Genomic DNA, 19412 nt, shown 5'->3' with positions numbered 1-19412 from the left:
GCAGGTACGCCGTTGGAAAACGGCTATTTCTGATCGAGGAAGCGCAGCAAGCCTTGCAAGGCATGGGCGACCGCCTGCTGGCGTACCGCATGACGATCGCCTGAAAATACCAGCCGTTCGGTCAAGGTATGCGGATGTGCATGCTTGTCCATGGACCAGGCAAAACAGACGGTGCCTACCGGTTTCCCGGGAACGGCGCCGCCGGGGCCGGCGATGCCGGTCGTTGAGAGGCTGACATGGGCGTTGCTGTTGGCAAGTGCGCCCTCCGCCATTGCGCCGGCGACCTCTTCACTGACCGCGCCGAATTGGGCGATCGCCGCTGCCGGCACATCCAGCATTGCGGTCTTGGCGGCATTGGAATAGGTAACGAAGCCGCAATCGAACCAGCCAGAAGAGCCCGCAATTTCAGTGATCGCTTGAGCAACGCCACCGCCGGTGCAGGATTCTGCAGTGGTCAGCAGCAGTCCCTGTTGCTGGAGCGCGTGTCCGACGCGTGTTGCGAGATCGATGATGTTGTTCATGCGACGATTCTCCTTGCTGGCTGACATACTGTGTATGGGCTGCGTGATTGCGCATGGTCGCCCGGTCGCCCGGAAGCAGGCGTACATTGTTTTATGACTTTTCTCAACAGACTATTGGCACACCTGCAGCAGAATGGTTTTCAGCAGACGTCAAATCCAACGGTTTGACGGTGCGAGCAAGCAGCGGCGTGAAGTTTCGAGCTTGGCGCGGTCATCCCCAATGACCGCGTTTTTTTTGCCAGTCTCAGATCGTGCGCCACACCGCAAACAGCAGCAATGTATAAAACGCTGCGACAAGGTCATCCCACATCACACCGAAACCGCCTTTGAAGCGACGATCGAAGTAGGCAATCGGCGCCGGCTTCACCATGTCGAAAAAGCGAAACCACAAGAAGGCCCAGAACTGCGTAGCAAAGCTGGCCGGCGTCAGGATCAGCAGCACCAGCCAGAAGGCAATGATTTCATCCCACACCATGCTGCCGTGATCGGCGACGCCCATGTCGCGCCCGGTGCGGTGGCAGGCCCAGATGCCGAGTACGAAACCGACAGCGATGATGATCGTCCAGTTCAGCGGCGTAAATATCTCAGGCCACCTTGCGGAGAGAACGGCGAAGGAGAGCCAGCCAAACAGGGTGCCGGAGGTTCCCGGAACGATGGGCGACAGGCCGCTACCGAAGCCTTGTGCAAGGACATGTGCCGGATGGGACAGCATGAAACGGGCGTCGGGCTTTGTGACGTAGGCCGTTTGGCCGGATTCCAGTGTGGTCATGGGGAAGCGAAATGATCGAAGGAATGCAATCGGAGGTCCAGCAGGGCGCCGGTACCGTCAACCAGCCGTAACCCGGGAGCGGCGTCAATACTTCCCACCCGTGTCACCGCAACGCCGGCGCGTTGTGCAGCCGCAAGCACTGCATCGCGTCGTGCCTGTGGTACCGTAAAACACAGCTCGTAATCGTCGCCACCGGCAAGCGCGAAATGACGGCGCATGTCCTGCGTCTGTTGCGACAGCACAGGCCCGAAGGGCAGCGCATCCACGGCCAGTGTTGCGCCTGCCTGGGAACGCTCAAGGATGTGACCGAGGTCGCCGACCAGTCCGTCGGAAAGGTCGATCGCTGCGTTGGCAATGCCTCGCAGCGCAATGCCCAGGGGCACTCTCGGTGTTGGAGCATGCAGGCGGGCGGATGCCTGTTCGAATTGCGGGGCATCGAGCATCACTTCCCTGTTGCACGCGGCAAGTGCCAGTCGTGCATCGCCCAGCGTTCCGGAAATCCATATGTCGTCACCGGCGCGTGCACCGTCGCGCCGCAATGCCTGTCCTGGCGGAACCTCGCCGAACACGGTGATGCAGATATTGAGCGGCCCCTTGGTGGTGTCGCCCCCGATCAACTCGCAGCGATGCAGATCGGCGAGCGTGAGCATTCCCTCTGCAAAGGGAGCGAGCCACTCGGGGCGTGCATCCGGCAGGGCCAGCGCCAGTGAAAATCCGACTGGCTCTGCGCCCATGGCGGCCAGGTCGGACAGGTTGACGGCCAGGCATTTATGGCCCAGTGAAAAGGGATCGGGGTCGGGAAAGAAATGACGCCCCTCGACCAGCATGTCAGTGGAGATCGCGAGCTGCATGCCGGACGTGGGTGAAAGGAGCGCGCAGTCATCTCCCACGCCCAATGGTATACGCTGGGTGTTTCGAATCGGGCGGGTGAAATACTGCGCAATCAGGTCGAATTCGGACAACATGTCGCGATTGTACCGAATGGTGCATCGTCGCAGCGTTGTTGCGCATGGGAGAGGGCAAATCAGGCTGAGTTCAACGCCATGCTTCCACGGTTCGCCTGGCGGCACGTCTCGCCAGACACCATGCGCGGCAGCGTCGGCTTGCGACGGCACAACTATCGGTAGGGAGTCACATCATGCAATCGACATGGTGAAATCAATAGATGAAATTTACCAATAAAGAAATCTGCGATTTATATAAACGATAATGCCCTTTGCGTGCTCATCCGTGCTTCTTGAGACAGTTTTCTTGCCGCAAAGGTACTTGGGGCAAATACGTATAAATCTAGAGGATTCCCTCTGATAAAATCGTAAGTTTTCCGTAAGCTAAAAGGAACGCCGCATCATGGAATCGCCCATTGACCCCAAAGAGCAGCTCCGCCAGCAATTACGTCAGGCGGCGCTCGAATACCATGAATTCCCCACGCCCGGAAAAATCAGTGTTACCCCGACCAAGCAGCTGACCAACCAGCGCGACCTTGCGCTGGCGTATTCCCCAGGTGTAGCGGCCGCCTGCGAAGAAATCGTCATCGATCCGGCCAATGCCTTCAAGTACACGGCACGCGGCAACCTGGTGGCCGTGATCACCAACGGCACCGCAGTGCTCGGGCTTGGCAACATCGGTCCGCTCGCCTCCAAGCCAGTGATGGAAGGCAAGGGCGTCCTGTTCAAGAAGTTTGCCGGCATCGATGTGTTTGATATCGAAATCAACGAAAACGACCCGGACAAGCTGTGCGATGTGATCGCGGCGCTGGAGCCAACCTTCGGCGGCATCAACCTGGAAGACATCAAGGCGCCGGAGTGCTTCTATATCGAGCGCAAGCTGCGCGAACGGATGAAGATCCCGGTCTTCCACGACGACCAGCATGGCACGGCAATCATCGTCGGCGCAGCGATCCTCAACGGCCTCAAAGTCGTCGGCAAGAAGATCACCGATTGCAAACTGGTTGTTTCCGGTGCAGGCGCAGCGGCACTCGCCTGCCTTGACCTGATCGTCGACCTGGGCTTCCCGATCGAAAACATCTACGTCACCGACCTGGCAGGTGTGGTTTACAAAGGCCGCACCGAACTGATGGACCCAGACAAGGAACGCTTTGCGCAGGACACCAGCGCACGCACCTTGTCGGAAGTGATCCCGGGCGCAGACATTTTCCTCGGCCTGTCCGCCGGCGGCGTCCTGAAGCCGGAGATGGTCAAGCAGATGAATGCCAAGCCGCTGATCTTGGCGCTGGCGAACCCGACGCCGGAAATCCTGCCGGAAGAAGTGAAGGCAGTACGCGACGATGCCGTGATCGCCACCGGCCGCTCCGACTATCCGAACCAGGTCAACAATGTCCTGTGCTTCCCGTACATCTTCCGCGGCGCGCTCGATTGCGGCGCAACGACCATCACACGCCAGATGGAGATTGCGGTCGTGCACGCGATTGCTGACCTGGCGCAAGTGGAGCAGTCGGATATCGTTGCCACGGCCTACGGCAACAGCGAGTTGTCGTTCGGCCCGGACTATGTGATCCCGAAGCCGTTCGACCCGCGCCTGATGATGAAGATCGCACCGGCTGTCGCACGTGCGGCGGAGGACTCGGGGGTAGCGACGCGCCCGATTCCCGACATGCAAGCCTATGTCGCCAGCCTCGAGCGTTTCGTCTATCGCAGCGGCACCTTCATGAAGCCGATCTTCCAGATTGCGAAGAAGGCACCGGCCGGCAAGAAGCGCATCGTGTTCGCCGAGGGTGAGGAAGAGCGCATCCTGCGGGCAGTGCAGATCGTGATCGATGAAAAGCTGGCCAAGCCGATCCTGGTCGGCCGTCCGTCGGTACTGGCCCAGCGCATTCAGAAGTTTGGCCTGCGCATGCGCCCCGAGGTCGACTTCGAGACGATCAATCCGGAATACGACGAGCGTTACCGCGAGTACTGGCAGGAATACCTGTCGATGACCCGCCGCAAGGGCGTCACCGAACAGTGGGCAAAGCTGGAAATGCGTCGTCGCCATACGCTGATTGGCGCGATGATGATCCACAAGGGCAATGCGGACGGCATGATCTGCGGCACCTTCGGCACCGTGCCGCTCCATCTGCATTACGTCGACCAGGTGCTTGGCAAACGGCCGGGTGTCAACGTCAATGCGGCGATGAACGTGCTGATCCTGCCGGATCGCCAGGTGGCACTCGTGGACACGCACGTCAACGAAAATCCGACCGCGGAACAGCTCGCGGAGATCACGCTTCTTGCTGCAGATGAAATGCGCCGTTTCGGCCTGGAGCCGCGTGCAGCGCTGCTGTCGCACTCCAACTTCGGCACCAGCAACAGCGAGTCGGCGAGGAAGATGCGTGCGGTGCTCGACATCGTTCGCCAGCGCGCACCCGAACTGGAAATCGACGGCGAGATGCACGGCGATGCAGCGCTTGATCCGATGCTCCTGAAAACGATCATGCCGGATTCGACGCTCAAGCGGGATGCCAACCTGCTGATCCTGCCGAATATCGATGCCGCCAATATCTCGTACAACCTGCTCAAGAACGCTGCGGGCAACGGCATTGCGATCGGACCGATCCTGCTCGGCTGCGCCAGGCCGGTTCATATCCTCACCCCGTCGGCGACTGTGCGGCGCATCGTGAACATGACGGCATTGTGCGTCATGGACGCCGTGGCAGAGCGATAACGCGCCGTTACTGCATCAACAAAAAAGCCGTTCTCCGTAAAAGGAGGACGGCTTTTTGTTGTTGGTGAATTTCTTATTTGCCTTGGTCGACCTGCGGAAGCAGGTTCTTGACCGGGACCAGGCCAGTCTGTACCAGCGGCGCTGCCCGGTCGCAATGCCCCGGTTGGTCGTCGAAGAAGATATGCGGCTTGAACGCGGCCAGCACATCCGACTTTGCGACGCCGCCCATGAAGAACGTCTCATCAATGGCGACGTCCCACGCGCGCAGGGTCCGGATCACGCGTTCGTGCGCAGGCGATGAGCGTGCCGTTACCAGGGCTGTACGGATTGGCGCGGCCTTGCCGTCTGCGGACTTGAAGTTGTTCTGGATGTAGGAGAGGGCCTTCAGCAGCCGCGCGAACGGCCCCTCCGGCAAGGGCTTCAGCGCATTCTCGCGTTCGTGGTGTTCAAATGCTTCAATGCCTTGGCTCTGGAAGATGCGCTCGGACTCATCGGAAAAAATTACGGCGTCGCCGTCGAATGCGATCCGGATCTGGTCGAGGTCTTCAAAGGCGTTGTCCGGCTTTTGGTACAGCAGGGCGGCTGCCACACCGGAATCGACCGCCGCCTGCACATCATCCTCATGCAGGGATAGAAACAGGCTGACATTAAAAGCACGCAGATACGGCGTCAGCGAAGCGCCGCCTGAAAGCACGGCCCGCGTGATGTCGAGGTCGAAATGCTTGATGGAGTTAAAGATGCGCATCGACGTTTCGGAGGAGTTGCGTGACATGATCACCACCTCGACGAAACGCTGGTTATGAACGAGTGCATTCAGTTTCAGCAACGCTCGAACCAACGCAAATCCGGCCCCGGGTTTCAGGACTTCGTCTTCATTATCGATCTGGTGCTTGCGATAGGCATCCAGGCCTTGCGTGCGATAAATTGCTTCCTCCGCTTCCAGGTCGAACAAGGCACGCGAAGAAATGCCGACAACAAGCAGGTTATCCAGGGAAAAAGGCATAGCGTAGTTGATCGCGCGGTACGGAAGAGTCACGGGGCCGAACCTGGCTCAGGACAGCGGCTTTGCAAAAGTGCGCACAGTATAAGCCGAGCCGGGAAAGGTGCGCTTGAAGCGCGAAGCGATCATGCTGAAAAGAAAAACGCACCACAATGGGTGCGCTGAATGGGTCCGTCTCTGAGTTGTGCCGCTATTGGTGCCCGGGGCCGGAATCGAACCGGCACTCCTTTCGGAACCGGATTTTGAGTCCGGCGCGTCTACCAATTTCACCACCCGGGCAATATTGAGACGGGACTGCAATAATTTTGAGTCCCGCGCGTCTACCTATTCCGCCATCTCGGCGGCACAAGCGCGCATTATCACCGATTTAGGGCGTTCGAGCAACAGACTCGTCCCAATCCAAATTGTCATGGGGGAATCGAAAGGCGTATCATCGCCTACTTTGATTTAAACGCCGCACAACAATGAAGTACGCCAAAATCCGCGAGATCGTCATCGGCAAGGCGCTTGATCCGCTGAAGACCGAGACACGCCACTCTTTGGCGCTGATTACCTTCTTCGCTTGGGTGGGGCTGGGTGCGGACGGGTTGTCGTCTTCAGCTTACGGTCCGGAAGAAACATTCCGCGCGCTGGGCGGGCACACGGAACTGGGTTTGTATCTGGCGCTTGCGACAGCAGTCACCGTGTTCATTATTGCAATGGCCTATAACCAGGTCATTGAGCTTTTTCCAACAGGCGGCGGCGGGTATCGGGTGGCATCACGGTTGGTGGGGCCGTATATGGGGCTGATCGCCGGCTGCGCGCTGGTGCTCGATTATGTACTGACCATCGCGATCTCGGTCGCGGCCGGTGTCGAGGCGCTCGCCTCGCTGTTGCCACTGGGATTTCATCCCTACAAACTGGCTGCAGAAGTCGTGTTCATCGGCTTGCTCATCATCCTGAACTTGCGCGGGATGAAAGAGGCAATCCGCGTCCTGTTGCCGATCTTCCTCGGCTTTGTCATCACGCACTTCTTGCTGATCGTCTACGGCATTTTTGCACACGCCTCGTACCTTCCCGATCTGGTGCCGCATACGCTGGATGCAACCAGTACCTTGGCCGATGACATCGGCTGGATCGGCGTCGCCGGCATGCTGTTGCTCGCCTATTCGCAAGGCGGCGGTACTTACACCGGCCTGGAAGCGGTATCCAACAACGTCAACATCCTTGCCGAGCCGCGGGTGCGCACCGGCAAGCTGACGATGACTTTGATGGCGCTGTCACTGGCCTTCACAGCCAGCGGCATCATCCTGCTGTACCTGCTGTGGGATGCAAGCCCTGTTGAGGGGCAGACACTCAATGCATCGACCTTCAGGGCCATCATCGACAACTTCGATTTCGGTAGTGCCTTGGGCAACAAGATCGTACTGACCTTCGTGCTGGCCTTCGAAGCCGGACTGCTCTTTGTTGCCGCCAATACGGGCTTTCTCGGCGGTCCGGCCGTACTGTCAAATATGGCCGCAGATTCGTGGGTGCCACACAAATTCCGTTATCTGTCCACCCGGCTGGTCACACAGAACGGCATCCTCGTGATGGGTATTGCGGCGCTCGGCATCCTGTACTGGACTCAGGGCAGCGTAACCTTGCTGGTCGTGCTGTATTCCGTGTCCGTATTCCTGACATTCGCCATTTCGCTGTTCGGCCTCTGCCTCTATTGGTGGCGCAATCGGCATAAACAAGCGCGCTGGTTGCGCCGCTTCACGTTGTCGATGCTGGGATTTATAACCTGCGCAGGGATTCTTGCGGTTCTGCTGGTAAATAAGTTTGCGCATGGCGGCTGGGCGGCAGCGGTGATCATTGGCGCAATTGCCTGCCTGTGCATCTACATTCGTAACCACTACCGGGACGCAAAAGATGCCATCCACGCGGTAGACCAGGTCTTCGCGAATCAGCCATTTGGCCCGCATGTCGGCCCGGTCGAACCAGATTCAAATGACCAGACAGCAGTATTCATCGTCGGTTCGTCTCGCGGCGGTGGTTTGCATGCTTTGCTGTGGGTGCAAAGGATGTTCCCCGGCCATTTCAAGAACTTCATTTTCGTCAATGCACGCACCGTCGACTCGCATGCCTACGGCGGTGAGGGCGCCGTCGAGCAGATGCGCGCGGAGGCAAATGCGACGCTCAAGTTCTTTGTCGATTTTTGCCACAGCCATGGCATGGCATCCGCGGCCTACCTCGGGTTCGGCACCGACGTTGTGGTCGAGGTGACCAAGTTGTGCGAAACCGTCAGCAAGGAATATCCGAATTCGATCTTCTTTACCAGTAAGCTGATCTTTGAACACGACAACTGGTTCACCCGATTGCTGCACAACCAGGCAGCGTTGGCGATTCAGCGGCGCCTGCACTTCGAGAGCCTGCAGATGGTCATTTTGCCGATGAAGGTTTGAACCCTTGTATCCCCGCCCCAACGGCGTCACTGGGAGTGTGTGCACCGTTGGGCAGGCGTCAAGTTACGTCCATGCCTGCTGCAGGCTTTCCAGATTCGGGCTGCACCGTACGACCGCGCCGGATTCGTGAGCAACCGATTTGATCGCGCTCGCGAAGTCCTTCAATCCAGTCCCGGTAGAAATGATCGCCACGCGCTCGCCGCGCCGGATCAGTCCCTCGTCCAGTGCCCGGAGCAAGCCGGCGTACGCAGCGGCTGCCGCAGGTTCGGCAAAGACGCCGCTGCCTCGTGCAAGGCCGGGAATGGCCGCAAGAATCTCCGCATCGCTTACTCTGGTGAACGCACCGTCGGTTGACCGGACCGCGGCCATGGCTTTGATGCGATCTCGCGGCAGCCCTGCCATCAAGCTGTCTGCAATGCCGCTGGTGCGAATCGGTGGGGCCGTGACGACGTCGCCGCCTTCCTTCCATACGCGATACAAGTAGTCGCTGCCTGCGGCTTGCACGCCGATCAGCCTTGGGATGCGATGTACCCATCCCAATGCCTGCATATCCCGGAAGCCCTTGTGCACGGCACCCAGGATGCAGCCGTCGCCCACAGGAACAATAACTGCGTCAACTGCTTCGTTTTCGTTGGCGAGGTGCTCGACGATTTCGTATGCGACGGTCTTCTTCCCTTCTGTCATGAAAGGGTTGTAGCCGGTGCTCCGGTTGTACCAGCCGAAATGTGCGCTGGCCGAGAGGCAGAGTTCGAAAGCATCGTCGTAGCTGCCATCCACCAGCACGACCTTTGCACCGTAGACAAGCAACTGCGCGATCTTGGCCGGCAATACGGTCGCCGGCACAAAGATGACCGGCTTTGCGTCGGATGCTGCACACATGCCGGCCAGCGCGGCGGCGGCATTGCCGGTGCTGGCCGTTGCAATGGTGCGGATGCCGGCCGAGCCCGCCATTGCCACTGCCAGGGCGCTTGCCCGGTCTTTCAGTGAGCCAGTCGGTTGCCTGCCTTCGTCCTTTATCCATAACTCGGCAAGCCGCAGGTCACGCGCGAGACGTTGCGCCCGATACAACGGAGTGCCGCCCACCTGCAGCGCCGGTACGCTCGCGGTTGCCGGCAATGGCAGCAAGGACTTGAACCGCCACATGCCCGGCTCTGCGGTGCTGGCGAGGTCATGCCGGATCCGCTCCCGCATGAAGTCATAGTCATAGACAACGTCCAGAACGCCTTCATTGCCATGCTTTGGGCAGACATAAGCCTGCTCATCCGGGGCATGCGTCGTCCCGCAAATGAGACAGCGCAGACCGAGAACATGCTCGGGAAGCGAGGGAAGCGGCATGCGCCGGCGAAGGGAAGGGGAGCTCGACATCGTTGCTAACCCGGAGGCACCATGATTGCTTCAACGGCTACATTGGTAGAGCGGGGCAAGGCAGCAGCGCCGACTGCTGCGCGTGCCGGATAGGGGACGTTGAAGCGGCGCTCCATGATTCGATTGACAAGGGGGAAGTGCGCCAGGTCCGTCAGGTAGACGGTCAGTTTGACGATATTGTCGAGGCTGCCGCCCGCTGCGGTGGCGACAGCATTCAGATTGTCGAAGACTTGTGCGATTTCCGCTTCAATGCCGCCCGGGGCCACATCCATAGTTTCCGGCACCAGCGGCGCTTGTGCGGAAAGGTAGACGGTTTGTCCGGAACGAATCGCCTGGGAGTAAGTACCGATTGCCTTGGGCGCCTTATCGGTATGGATCTGGATTTTTTGCATGAGTGACTCCTTTCGAAACTGCTCAACGGGTTGGTGTAAGAAGATTGCCAATGTCGAGTGCGTTGCCCGGTGCAGTCACATGTGATGTGAATCGCACCGGAGACAGGGCCTCGGATGTGACGCCGAGGTCGGCGAGCGCCTGCGGTATCCTTTTCTCTGTAATGAGCGAATGACAGCAGCGTGCCATTGCGGGCGCGGTCTGGATGCCATAACCACCCTGTCCGGCCAGCCAGAAGAAACCTTTTGCTCCGGGTGCCCAGCCGACGACGGGCGTGCGGTCCGGTGCAAAGGTGCGGATCCCAGCCCATTTGCTGAGAATGCGATTGACCGGCAGGGTCGTCATGGTCTCAATGCGATTCGCGATGACGGCGACGTCATACTCTTCCGGGGCAACATCAGACGGAGGCACGGTCACTTCGTCGCATGGAGATGCGAGCAGGCGGCCGGCGTCCGGCTTGACGTAAAACGACTCGCCAATGTCGCCGAAGTACGGCCACGATTGCGCTTCTTTGGGCGCGTCAAGCATCACCGCTGTGCGCCGCTGCGGGAGCAGGCCGATCGGCCTGACGCCTGCGAGGCTGGCCAGTTCATCCGCCCAAGCGCCGGCGGCGTTGATGAGATACGGCGCCTCGAACACGCCGTTAGTCGTCTGTACGCGCCATGCGCCTGCCTGATAAGTGGCCGACATCACTTCGGCATTTACGACCAATTCTCCGGAGCGCTGCCGGAAGCCGCGAAGATATCCCTGATGAATGGCGTGCACATCGAGATCCTGTGCATGCGGCTCGAGGACGCCGGCGACCCAGGTGTCCTTGGTCAGGCAAGGCAGCAGTTTTTGCAGGTCGTCGCCATCAAACCAGGTGACCGTGTCGACAAGTTTCGATACAGCGATGAAATGCGCAGCGAGTTTGGGCAGCGTTGCCTGCGTGGAGACAAATAGTGCGCCACGCGGGCTGACTAATGTGTGCTCGGAAAAGCCCTCAGGTGGGTTCTCGAAAAACGCGCGGCTGCCACGCGTGAGCGCTCGTACGGTCGCGCTTCCGTATGTTTCGAGAAAAATAGCGGCGGAACGTCCGGTCGAGTGATAGCCGGGATGCATCTCGCGCTCCAGCAGGACGACATCTCCTTCTGCAGCAAGTTCATAGGCCGCCGATGTGCCCGCGATCCCGGCGCCGACAACAACAAAATCACACTTCTTAACCATTTTTTTATGCCCTGCATTGTGAAGATGAACTAATCAGCTCGCTGTGGGAGAGAGCCGGCGTCTGGTCATCGCGCCGAACAGCAACCAGTCGGCCAGCACGCCTGCGCCAAGGCCCCAGAAAGCGGCGCCGATCCCGAGAAAGGAGATGCCGGATGCGGTTACCAGGAACGCGATCAATGCAGGTTCGCGCTTACTGTCGTTCGACATTGCTGTTCCCAGTCCCGTGGCGAGCGAGCCGAACAGGGCCAGGCCGGCGAGGGATGCAATCAGTGCAGCGGGCAGTGCAGAGAACAGGCTGGCAATCGTTGCGCCGAAGGAGCCAACCAGCAGATAGAAAGCTGCACACGATGCGCCCGCGACATAGCGGCGCCTCGGCTCGGGATGCGCCTCCGGGCCGGTGCATATTGCAGCGGTAATCGCTGCGAGATTGATACCGTGTGCGCCGAATGGTGCAAGCAGCAAGGACGCGAGCCCGGTCGTGGTAATCAGAGGATTGGTCGGCGTTGCGTAGCCCGCGGTGCGGAGTACGGCAATGCCCGGCGCATTCTGGGAAGCCATCGTCACGAAGCAAAGTGGAATGCCAAGACCGATCAATGCCGACAAGGAGAACTGCGGCGTGGTCAGCAAAGGTGTTGCGAGCGTCGCAGAGAAGCCGCGAAGGTCGAATTGATGCAGGCCGAGTGCTGCACTGAATCCGACGAGGAGCGTGATCACGATTGCATAGCGCGGCAACCACCGGCGACCGACCAGATAGGCGAGGAACATCGGCAGCACTAATGCCGGAACCTGCTCAAGCGAAGAAAATACGCCAACGCCGAAGCGAAACAATATCCCTGCCAGCATGGCTGCAATCACACCGGTTGGCAGACGTTCCATGATCTTCGAAAACAGGCCGCTGACGCCGAGCAGCGTGATCAGCACGGCGGAGAACAGATAGGCACCAATGGCTTCCGCGTAGGTGTACTGCGTCAGCCCGCTCACCAGGAGCGCTGCACCAGGTGTTGACCAGGCGGTGATCACCGGCGTGCGGAAGCGAAGGCTGAGGATGAGTCCTGTGACCCCGCTTCCGATGGAAATTGCCCATATCCAGGACGAAATCTGCGCCGGCGACAGAAGTCCCGTCTTCGCAGCCTGGAAAACGATCACCAGCGGACCGGCATACGATACGGTGACGGCAATCAGCCCCGCGATAAGGGCCGATGCCGAGAAATCGTCTCGGAGTGTTTTCATGTTTGTCATGGGCGTACAGGTGAAGTGAGGGTGGCCTCACGCGGCATAAGGAACCGGAAAGAAATCGGGAATGGCATTGCCTTGTGATTCGCTGATGTCATCAAGGATGGCGCGTGCTACAGCGAGATCGAGTATCCCCATTCCGAACGGTGAAAAGACGCGTGTGCGAGTCCTGTCCGGCAGCAGGCGGCCTTCGATCAGGTCGGCGGCATTTCCCGCTACAAAATTTCTCGATCCGACCTCCTGCTCTGTCAGATGCAGGGATGTCTGCGCCTTGAGGCAATGATCGACATCATCGACGACGTTCTGCGCGGCGAGAATGACTTCCGGCGACAAGTCGCGCAATGACATGTGCAGCACTGTCGGCGCATGCCGGAACATGAGGGGATCCCGAATGTGCGGCGTACCAGCCGATGTGGCGAACAGCACCATGTCCGATTGGGGGATCGCCCTACCCAGCAAGTCCGTGTCGGCTTCGATCTTGAGTGCCTTTTGGCATTTTATGGCAAACAATGCGCCGCGCTGTTCAGACGTGTCGATGACGCTCAGGCAGCCAATTTTCCAGCCAAGTCGTACGAGGAGCTCGATACTTTGATAGGCGATCAGCCCGCATCCGACAACGCACAAACGGTTGATGCGGCCGGGCGTCGGATGCAGGTACTGCGCGCCTACCGCCGCTGATGCGGCGGTCCTGCCGGCGCTGATGAGGGAACCCTCCAGGCAAGCGCGCGGATAGCCGGTTTTGCGATCGTTGATGATCAGTACTGCCGACGCACGGTCGAGGCCGTCTGCAATATTGTCCGGGAAGCTGGCAATCCACTTGATGCCGGCGACAGGAGCCTGGTCTTCAAGTGAGGCAGGCAGCGCGATGATGCGATTTTTCTGCTCATTTGGAAACCGAAGGAAATAACTGTCCGGATTGATTGCTTGTGCCGTCGAATGAAGCACATAGGTGTTCTTTACCAGTTCGAAAATTTTCTGCGGATGCTTGTCCATCCACTCCTTGATGACGGATGCGCCTATTACTTTGAAGCTGGGAATTTTCATGATGTGTATTCGAATTCAAGAGACATGGGGGCCTTGCTGCCGCACGCGGCTAACAATGGAAGTCGGGAAGGGCCGCGATTCACGCGAGTGCGTCTGCTAGTGGCGCATCGTTAAGTGGTGTGGGTCTTTGTGTAGCGACGCCAGGAAAGCGTTGCTCGACCCATGTGTCGTCATAGACCGTGTCGATGTAGCGGTCACCCATGTCCGGTGACACCGCGACGACGCAGGCGCCCTCCGGGATGATGTTTGCCATGTGGGCGACGCCGGCGAGGACCGTGCCGGAAGAGCCGCCGAGAAGGATGCCGCGCCGGGCGAGAGAGCGGCACATGGCGACCGCCTTGTTTTCTTCCACCATGATGATGTCGTCGAAGTCCGAATGCTTGCGGATGACGGGAGCCTGGCTGGTGCCGAGTCCCGGTATATGCCGCTTCCCGGAGGGGAAACCGAAAGTGACGGAGCCGACGCTGTCGACCGCAATAATGCGCGTGGCAGGAGAATGCTCTCGCAGGTAACGACTTATGCCGCCCAAGGTGCCAGTGGTCCCGGCACCGACGAAGACGTAATCCGGTTGCGCAAACTGGCGCAGGATTTCTGCTCCGGTGGTGATGTAATGCGCTTCGACGTTGTTGATGTTCTCGTACTGGTTGGTCCACACCAGTCGGCAATCGGCTTCCAGCATCGACTTGATCAGTCCAATGCGTGTGCCGAGAAATCCGCCATTGGCGTCTCGCTCACGCACGGTAATGAGTCGTGTGCCGTAAGCCTCGATGAGCCGAGCGGTCTGTGGCGAGATGTTGGGATCGGTAATGCAGATAAAGGGATAGCCTTTCACCGCACACGCCATGCTGAGTGCCAGGCCGAGATTCCCTGAAGAGCTTTCAATGACGGTCATGCCGCGCTTGAGCGTGCCTTCTAGTTCCATCCGGCGCAGCATGCGCAAGGCTGGTTTGATCTTGATGGAGCCTGTGATCGACAGGCCTTCGAGTTTGACGAATACCTTGTTTTTCGGGAGCAGGTCGGCGACTTCCAGGAAGATGTCACCGAAGGTCAGTTCGAGCGGAGTTTTATAGATCATGTCACGCATAGCCCATGTAAAGATGAGTGCCTTGAAAGCGTTGTCAAGGTAGCATTACAATGTCCGCCGGCAAATATACAGATCGTTTCGATTTTTGCGATACAGTTTTTGCCATTCACACCGGACTACATACATGAGTGTTTCTGAAGGACGCCGCACCAGCCGATACAAGGAAATCGCAGCCAGACTGACGTCCCAGATTGATGCCGGTGTGTTCCTTCCTGATGAGCGCCTGCCTTCCGTGCGCAATCTCATGCAGCGTGAGAACGTCAGCGTCACCACGGCACTGCGCGTGTTCCGTGCGTTGGAAGAGAACGGCCGGGCGTATGCGCGTCATCGTTCCGGCTATTTCGTCCGGCCGCGCAATTCAGAGGCTGCCTGGACGCCGACATGTGAGACGGTGGAGCGCCGCTTCGATGGCGTGCCGGTTGCCATCAACCACCTTGTGGTGGACATGCTGGAGACCTCTGCGGCAGCAAACATCCTGCCGCTCGGCTCGGCTGTCCTTGATCGTCTGCTCATCCCCCAGAGTCAATTGAGCCGCATCCTGATGTCGATTGCCAAACGCGATGGCGACAGGAGTGCATGCTATACGCCGCCTCCCGGCCTGTTCGAGCTGCGATGCGGCATTGCGCGTCTCATGGGAGACCGTGGCGTGCTCTGCGGACCTGATGACATCATCATCACCGCCGGCGACAGCGCGGCCATTGAATGCGCACTGCGCGTTGTTGCCCGTCCGGGCGACAACATTGCGATCGAAACGCCGACTTATTTCGGTATCCTGCAGGCGATCGAAGCAGCAGGAATGAAGGCGGTGGAGATCCCGACTGATCCCGCGACCGGGATCGACGTCGAGCAGCTGGAGCTTGCCGTGCAATCGCAGAAGATCGCTGCCGTGCTGCTCAATCCGACCTTGCAGAATCCGCTCGGCTTTACCATGCCGGCTGTACACCGCGAGTGCGTGGTGGAAATGCTTGCCAAAGCTCGTGTGCCGCTGATTGAGGATGATGTGTTCCATGACCTGCATGCGGGAAAACGTCAGGTCGGTGCGATGAAACGTTTCGACAAGGACGGGATGGTGCTGTACTGTTCATCCTTTTCCAAGGTGCTGACGCCGGGGTATCGTGTAGGCTGGTGCCTGCCGGGCCGTTATCGCCGACAGATGATGACCGATTTCCTCGGGCGCAATCTCTCGATCAGCAGCCTGCCGCAACTTGTCCTGGCAGAATTCCTGCGCAAGGATTATTACGAGCGCCACACCGCGAAATTACGGGACATGTTCGCTTTGTACCCGTCGAAAGTGGATGCATTGATCAGGAAGCACTTTCCCAAGGGGACGCGTGTCAGTCATCCGGAAGGCGGCTTCGTATATTGGATCGAGCTCTCGTCCCCGATCAGCATTGCGGCGCTGTATTCTGCGGCGTTGGCAGAGGGGATTTCGATCGCACCCGGCCCCATCTTTTTTGCGTCAGGCAGCGCCAATACGACCTTTCGTATCTGTATCGGCCGCCAGTGGACAGCAAAGGTGGAGCAGGCGATCGCCAATATCGGCAGGCTTTGCGGGAAGCTGATCGCTTCAGCTTGATAGGCGGAGACCGTCACCCGCGGCGCATATGTCAGATGTCGCGGGTCGCATGCCGCTGCACGATACGCAGATACCAGAGCAGACTGGCGGCAACCAAGCCCAGGCTGGCGCTATTCCCCATCCAGAAGCCTGCCGCACCCTGGAATAACGGCGGGCTGATGCCGAATGGATCAAGCCCCAGGATATATCCCCCACCCAGGCCGATGCCCCACAGTGCGACGGCATACATGAGGGTCGGCACGACGGCGACCTTATATGCACGTAACACGAATGCCGTTGTTACCTGGATTGAATCGAACAGCTGGTAGAACGCGATAAAAACGAACAACGGCAAAGCAGCAGCGATAATCTCGCCGTTTGGCGTATAAGCGCGCACGATGTATTCCCGCAGAAGCCATACGACGCAGCCGATCGTGACGGAGAGGATCGCCGCCAGCCGGATACCGGCAAACCCGATCCGCCTGGCCGTTTCCCACTGTTGTGCGCCGATGGACTGAGCGACGAGCGTAGCGGTCGCGCTCGCAATTGCCAGCGGCAGCATGTAGAGCACGGTGCCAAAGTTGGCTGTGATTTGGTGTCCCGCAACGGCCGTATCGCCAAGCCGCGCAATGAAGATCGCCATGAATGCAAATGCGGTTACTTCGATGAGATAGCTCATTCCCATGGGGACGCCCAGCTTGAGCAGGTCTCGCAGCGACGCCCATTTCGGAGCGGCAAAACCGCTGCCGAACAAGCGGAATCTCCGATAAGACAAATCCTTGCGAAGAATGACCGCACTGGTGATCAGCATGATCCAGGCGATCATCGACGTTGCGACCGCACAACCTGGCCCTCCCATTGCAGGGATGCCGAATCCGCCGAAGATAAAAAGAGCATTCAACGGTAGCTTCAGGAGGAGCGCCGTAATCTGCAGCATCATTACCATCTTCGGCCGTCCGATGGCTGTATTGAGCGATGCGTAGATGCGAAACCCCAGCGTGGCAGGAAGCGCCAGGCCCAAGGTGCGCAGATATAGCGTTGCCTTCTGATTCAATTCAGGCGAGGCATGTGCAAGCGACAGCAGTGGCTGCGGAAAGAGCAGGACAAGGCAGCCGGCAATCGTCAGGAACAGCGCCAGCCATGTTCCCTGCTTGAGTTCTGCACCAATCTCGCCATAACGCTCTGCGCCATACATCTGGCCGATGATGGGGCCGAGCGCAGCCAGTACGCCGTTCAGGCCAACGAAGATGCTGATATAGATCGACGAGCCCAGCGCGAGTGCGGCAAGGTCGGTAGCGGAGAAACGCGAAGTCATCGCGGTATCGATCACGCCGTTGGCGATGACGGCCAGCTGGCCGATCAGGATCGGCCAAGCCAGTGCTGCAATCTGTAATGTGTGCCTGGGAGAATCGTTCAATTCAGCCGCTGGTAAAGGCGATATCGTTCGTGACGATCCGAGGGACGGCGTCCTTCCCACAGCAGGCGCCATTTTTCCTTGGATTGTCGAAGCACTTCAGAATCATCCCTGCCGCGCCGATTGTCTTGTAGTAACAGGAAATCACACTTCCCGCCGTCGAATCGTGAAAACGGCACACCGCCGAAATACGCAAACGATGCCCTCTGTGCCGGGGCAACGTTGGTATCAACGCAGTATTGCCCCTCTGGAAGCTTCTGGGCAAGTTGTCGCGCGACACCGGCGTAGCTCTTTCCATAATTAATCCATGGCAGCCAAAGCGTCATCAGAAGTACCCAGCATAGAATGACCCCGCCCGACGAGAGCACGACCGCGCGCCACAGGACGGTCGGCCGGCGCGAGACGCGCCAATGCACCAGCGCCACCCAGCCGACAGTGGCAAAAACCGCTATTCCAAACGCAATCAGGCTGAATTCAGGCTTGAACCCGGGGGCAAGCTTGAATGCATTCTTTGCGAGTTTTGTCGGCCAGCCTGTCTGTTTCGCAATCCATCCGAGCCAGATGAATGCGGCGGTGGATGTGAGCGTCATCACCGAGAACCAGTCGACACCATTGATCGCACCGCGTTTCATCGTCGGCAGACCGAATGCCGCCAGGATCGCGAGTGCCGGAAGCAGCGGCAACAGTACCGCTTCATCGGTTCTTGCGTGGAAGAGTGCCAGCAACGTGCCCACGACGGCAAAGGTGAGTGGCAGGGTGACATGCGGCTCCTGGAACTGGCGGCGCCATGCGTAGACCGCCCAACCGGCAAACGGCCATGCCGGCCAGGTAAACCAGATGCCGTTCTTTAACAGGTGTTTCAGGGACGTCCCGGAGGGGACATCCAGCTGGCGATAGTTCCACAGCATCCATGCGTCAAACGGTGAACTGTTGAACGGGCGAACCATACGATTCGCCAATAGCCATGTGCTGGCAATGATCAGTGCAACCGGCAGGGCGATCAATATAAGCCGCGCCGCAAGAGGGCGTGCGAGTAACAGTGACAGCACCAGCAAGCCAAAAAGCAATGCGAGCGGAACAACCCAGCCACGCGTCAGGATCTGCAAGCCGAGAGCCAGGCCAAGCAGGGCGGCGGAGCGCCAGGAGTGCGACTCGAACAGGCGTGTCGCTGCATAGAGCGAGAAGGCAACAAGCGACACATGGAGCGCTTCCGCACTCGTACTGTGGCTGTGAAGAAGCAGGCCAAGGCTGCCGAGATAGATCAGGAGGGCACCGTCAGCCAAAGTACGGCCATAGTCGCTCACCTCCGGCTGGCCCCCAAATGCCAATCGCAGGGGTTGTACCTCCGGCCTGCGACCCAGAAGGTAAGTGGTGTACCAGACCGACATTGACCCGAGCAGGAAGAAGGCGGCGGTTGCAATCCGCGCAGCCAACGGTTCGCCCAACAGCCATCCGAACAGCTTGATGCAAATCGCGCCAATCCAGAAGGCGAGCGGCCCTTCGTCGGCGGTTGGCAATCCGACGATGTGTGGCCACAGCCAGTCATCCAGACTGCCATTTGCCATCGTCCACATGATGCCGAAGCCGGCAGCATCATCAGGCTTCCAAGGATCGCGACCGAACAGGCCGGGGAGGATATACAACAGGCAGAGCGCAAATAACACCCAGCGTGGAAGCGCATGCGTTGCGGAGGCAGGAAGTCGGACGGGCTTCATGTCGGGGGTGGGACAGGATTTGTTCTTATT

The 19412-nt window shown here is 59.0% G+C and carries 15 protein-coding genes and 1 tRNA gene; 3 read left to right on the top strand and 13 right to left on the bottom strand.

Annotation, left to right across the window (positions count from 1 at the left end):
- Positions 1–23: 23 nt before the first annotated feature.
- The 3 genes from ACYVIA_RS02805 to thiL all read right to left on the bottom strand — a co-directional run bounded on the left by ACYVIA_RS02805 (position 24) and on the right by thiL (position 2255).
- Positions 24–521, bottom strand: a complete 498-nt coding sequence (locus tag ACYVIA_RS02805; RefSeq protein WP_460837696.1) for a CinA family protein — start codon at positions 519–521, stop codon at positions 24–26.
- A gap of 244 nt (positions 522–765) precedes the next feature.
- Positions 766–1290 (bottom strand): phosphatidylglycerophosphatase A family protein, encoded by a 525-nt coding sequence (locus ACYVIA_RS02800; protein WP_460837695.1) that lies wholly within the window; start codon positions 1288–1290, stop codon positions 766–768.
- Positions 1287–2255, bottom strand: a complete 969-nt coding sequence (gene thiL, locus ACYVIA_RS02795; RefSeq protein ID WP_460837693.1) for a thiamine-phosphate kinase — start codon at positions 2253–2255, stop codon at positions 1287–1289. The genes ACYVIA_RS02800 and thiL overlap by 4 nt, the downstream gene beginning before the upstream one ends.
- A 382-nt stretch (positions 2256–2637) precedes the next feature.
- Between thiL and ACYVIA_RS02790 the strand changes: the two genes are divergently transcribed.
- Positions 2638–4950 carry an NADP-dependent malic enzyme gene (locus ACYVIA_RS02790; protein ID WP_460837691.1) on the top strand — a complete coding sequence of 771 codons (2313 nt, stop codon included), beginning with the start codon at positions 2638–2640 and terminating at the stop codon, positions 4948–4950.
- 73 nt (positions 4951–5023) lie between these two features.
- On the opposite strand, the gene ACYVIA_RS02785 is transcribed toward ACYVIA_RS02790, so the two are convergent.
- Together ACYVIA_RS02785 and ACYVIA_RS02780 are read right to left on the bottom strand one after the other, a co-directional pair.
- A complete protein-coding gene (locus ACYVIA_RS02785) occupies positions 5024–5953 on the bottom strand; it encodes a 5'-nucleotidase (RefSeq protein ID WP_460837690.1) in 930 nt (309 codons plus the stop codon).
- 191 nt (positions 5954–6144) lie between these two features.
- A tRNA-Leu gene (locus tag ACYVIA_RS02780) sits at positions 6145–6229 on the bottom strand.
- A 185-nt stretch (positions 6230–6414) separates the two neighbouring features.
- Between ACYVIA_RS02780 and ACYVIA_RS02775 the strand changes: the two genes are divergently transcribed.
- Entirely contained in the window at positions 6415–8376 is a 1962-nt protein-coding gene (locus ACYVIA_RS02775) for an APC family permease (protein WP_460837688.1), read from the top strand.
- 63 nt (positions 8377–8439) lie between these two features.
- Here ACYVIA_RS02775 and thrC read toward each other — a convergent pair whose 3' ends face one another.
- The 6 genes from thrC to sbnA form a co-directional block, all read right to left on the bottom strand.
- Positions 8440–9741, bottom strand: a complete 1302-nt coding sequence (gene thrC, locus ACYVIA_RS02770) for a threonine synthase (protein ID WP_460837685.1) — start codon at positions 9739–9741, stop codon at positions 8440–8442.
- 5 nt (positions 9742–9746) lie between these two features.
- Entirely contained in the window at positions 9747–10133 is a 387-nt protein-coding gene (locus ACYVIA_RS02765) for a Rid family detoxifying hydrolase (RefSeq protein WP_460837683.1), read from the bottom strand.
- Positions 10134–10155: 22 nt separating this feature from the next.
- Entirely contained in the window at positions 10156–11337 is a 1182-nt protein-coding gene (locus ACYVIA_RS02760; protein ID WP_460837682.1) for an NAD(P)/FAD-dependent oxidoreductase, read from the bottom strand.
- A gap of 33 nt (positions 11338–11370) precedes the next feature.
- A complete protein-coding gene (locus ACYVIA_RS02755; RefSeq protein WP_460837680.1) occupies positions 11371–12567 on the bottom strand; it encodes a benzoate/H(+) symporter BenE family transporter in 1197 nt (398 codons plus the stop codon).
- 36 nt (positions 12568–12603) lie between these two features.
- Positions 12604–13614, bottom strand: coding sequence for a 2,3-diaminopropionate biosynthesis protein SbnB (sbnB, locus tag ACYVIA_RS02750; RefSeq protein ID WP_460837678.1), 1011 nt, complete (start codon positions 13612–13614; stop codon positions 12604–12606).
- Positions 13615–13693: 79 nt separating this feature from the next.
- Positions 13694–14689 (bottom strand): 2,3-diaminopropionate biosynthesis protein SbnA, encoded by a 996-nt coding sequence (gene sbnA, locus ACYVIA_RS02745; protein ID WP_460837677.1) that lies wholly within the window; start codon positions 14687–14689, stop codon positions 13694–13696.
- Between the two features lie 133 nt (positions 14690–14822).
- On the opposite strand from sbnA, the gene ACYVIA_RS02740 reads away from it, so the two are divergent.
- Positions 14823–16274 (top strand): aminotransferase-like domain-containing protein, encoded by a 1452-nt coding sequence (locus ACYVIA_RS02740; RefSeq protein ID WP_460837675.1) that lies wholly within the window; start codon positions 14823–14825, stop codon positions 16272–16274.
- A 31-nt stretch (positions 16275–16305) separates the two neighbouring features.
- Here the strand turns inward: ACYVIA_RS02740 and ACYVIA_RS02735 are convergent, their stop codons facing one another.
- Both ACYVIA_RS02735 and ACYVIA_RS02730 read right to left on the bottom strand, forming a co-directional pair.
- Positions 16306–17670 carry an MATE family efflux transporter gene (locus ACYVIA_RS02735; protein ID WP_460837673.1) on the bottom strand — a complete coding sequence of 455 codons (1365 nt, stop codon included), beginning with the start codon at positions 17668–17670 and terminating at the stop codon, positions 16306–16308.
- Entirely contained in the window at positions 17667–19382 is a 1716-nt protein-coding gene (locus ACYVIA_RS02730; protein WP_460838683.1) for an ArnT family glycosyltransferase, read from the bottom strand. The genes ACYVIA_RS02735 and ACYVIA_RS02730 overlap by 4 nt, the downstream gene beginning before the upstream one ends.
- Positions 19383–19412 lie beyond the last annotated feature (30 nt).

The organism is Noviherbaspirillum agri (genome assembly GCF_054780595.1).
The sequence above is the reverse complement of the archived record's forward strand: the minus strand, read 5'-3'. Positions and strand labels throughout refer to the sequence as shown.

What these genes read in the sequence shown, in the direction of transcription:
- thrC (WP_460837685.1), bottom strand. Translation starts at nt 9,741, where the DNA reads ATGTCGAGCTCCCCTTCCCTTCGCCGGCGCATGCCGCTTCCCTCGCTT.
- ACYVIA_RS02805 (WP_460837696.1), bottom strand. Translation starts at nt 521, where the DNA reads ATGAACAACATCATCGATCTCGCAACACGCGTCGGACACGCGCTCCAG.
- ACYVIA_RS02730 (WP_460838683.1), bottom strand. Translation starts at nt 19,382, where the DNA reads ATGAAGCCCGTCCGACTTCCTGCCTCCGCAACGCATGCGCTTCCACGC.
- ACYVIA_RS02765 (WP_460837683.1), bottom strand. Translation starts at nt 10,133, where the DNA reads ATGCAAAAAATCCAGATCCATACCGATAAGGCGCCCAAGGCAATCGGT.
- ACYVIA_RS02760 (WP_460837682.1), bottom strand. Translation starts at nt 11,337, where the DNA reads ATGGTTAAGAAGTGTGATTTTGTTGTTGTCGGCGCCGGGATCGCGGGC.
- ACYVIA_RS02790 (WP_460837691.1), top strand. Translation starts at nt 2,638, where the DNA reads ATGGAATCGCCCATTGACCCCAAAGAGCAGCTCCGCCAGCAATTACGT.
- sbnB (WP_460837678.1), bottom strand. Translation starts at nt 13,614, where the DNA reads ATGAAAATTCCCAGCTTCAAAGTAATAGGCGCATCCGTCATCAAGGAG.
- ACYVIA_RS02740 (WP_460837675.1), top strand. Translation starts at nt 14,823, where the DNA reads ATGAGTGTTTCTGAAGGACGCCGCACCAGCCGATACAAGGAAATCGCA.
- ACYVIA_RS02755 (WP_460837680.1), bottom strand. Translation starts at nt 12,567, where the DNA reads ATGAAAACACTCCGAGACGATTTCTCGGCATCGGCCCTTATCGCGGGG.
- ACYVIA_RS02800 (WP_460837695.1), bottom strand. Translation starts at nt 1,290, where the DNA reads ATGACCACACTGGAATCCGGCCAAACGGCCTACGTCACAAAGCCCGAC.
- ACYVIA_RS02775 (WP_460837688.1), top strand. Translation starts at nt 6,415, where the DNA reads ATGAAGTACGCCAAAATCCGCGAGATCGTCATCGGCAAGGCGCTTGAT.
- ACYVIA_RS02785 (WP_460837690.1), bottom strand. Translation starts at nt 5,953, where the DNA reads ATGCCTTTTTCCCTGGATAACCTGCTTGTTGTCGGCATTTCTTCGCGT.
- sbnA (WP_460837677.1), bottom strand. Translation starts at nt 14,689, where the DNA reads ATGATCTATAAAACTCCGCTCGAACTGACCTTCGGTGACATCTTCCTG.
- thiL (WP_460837693.1), bottom strand. Translation starts at nt 2,255, where the DNA reads ATGTTGTCCGAATTCGACCTGATTGCGCAGTATTTCACCCGCCCGATT.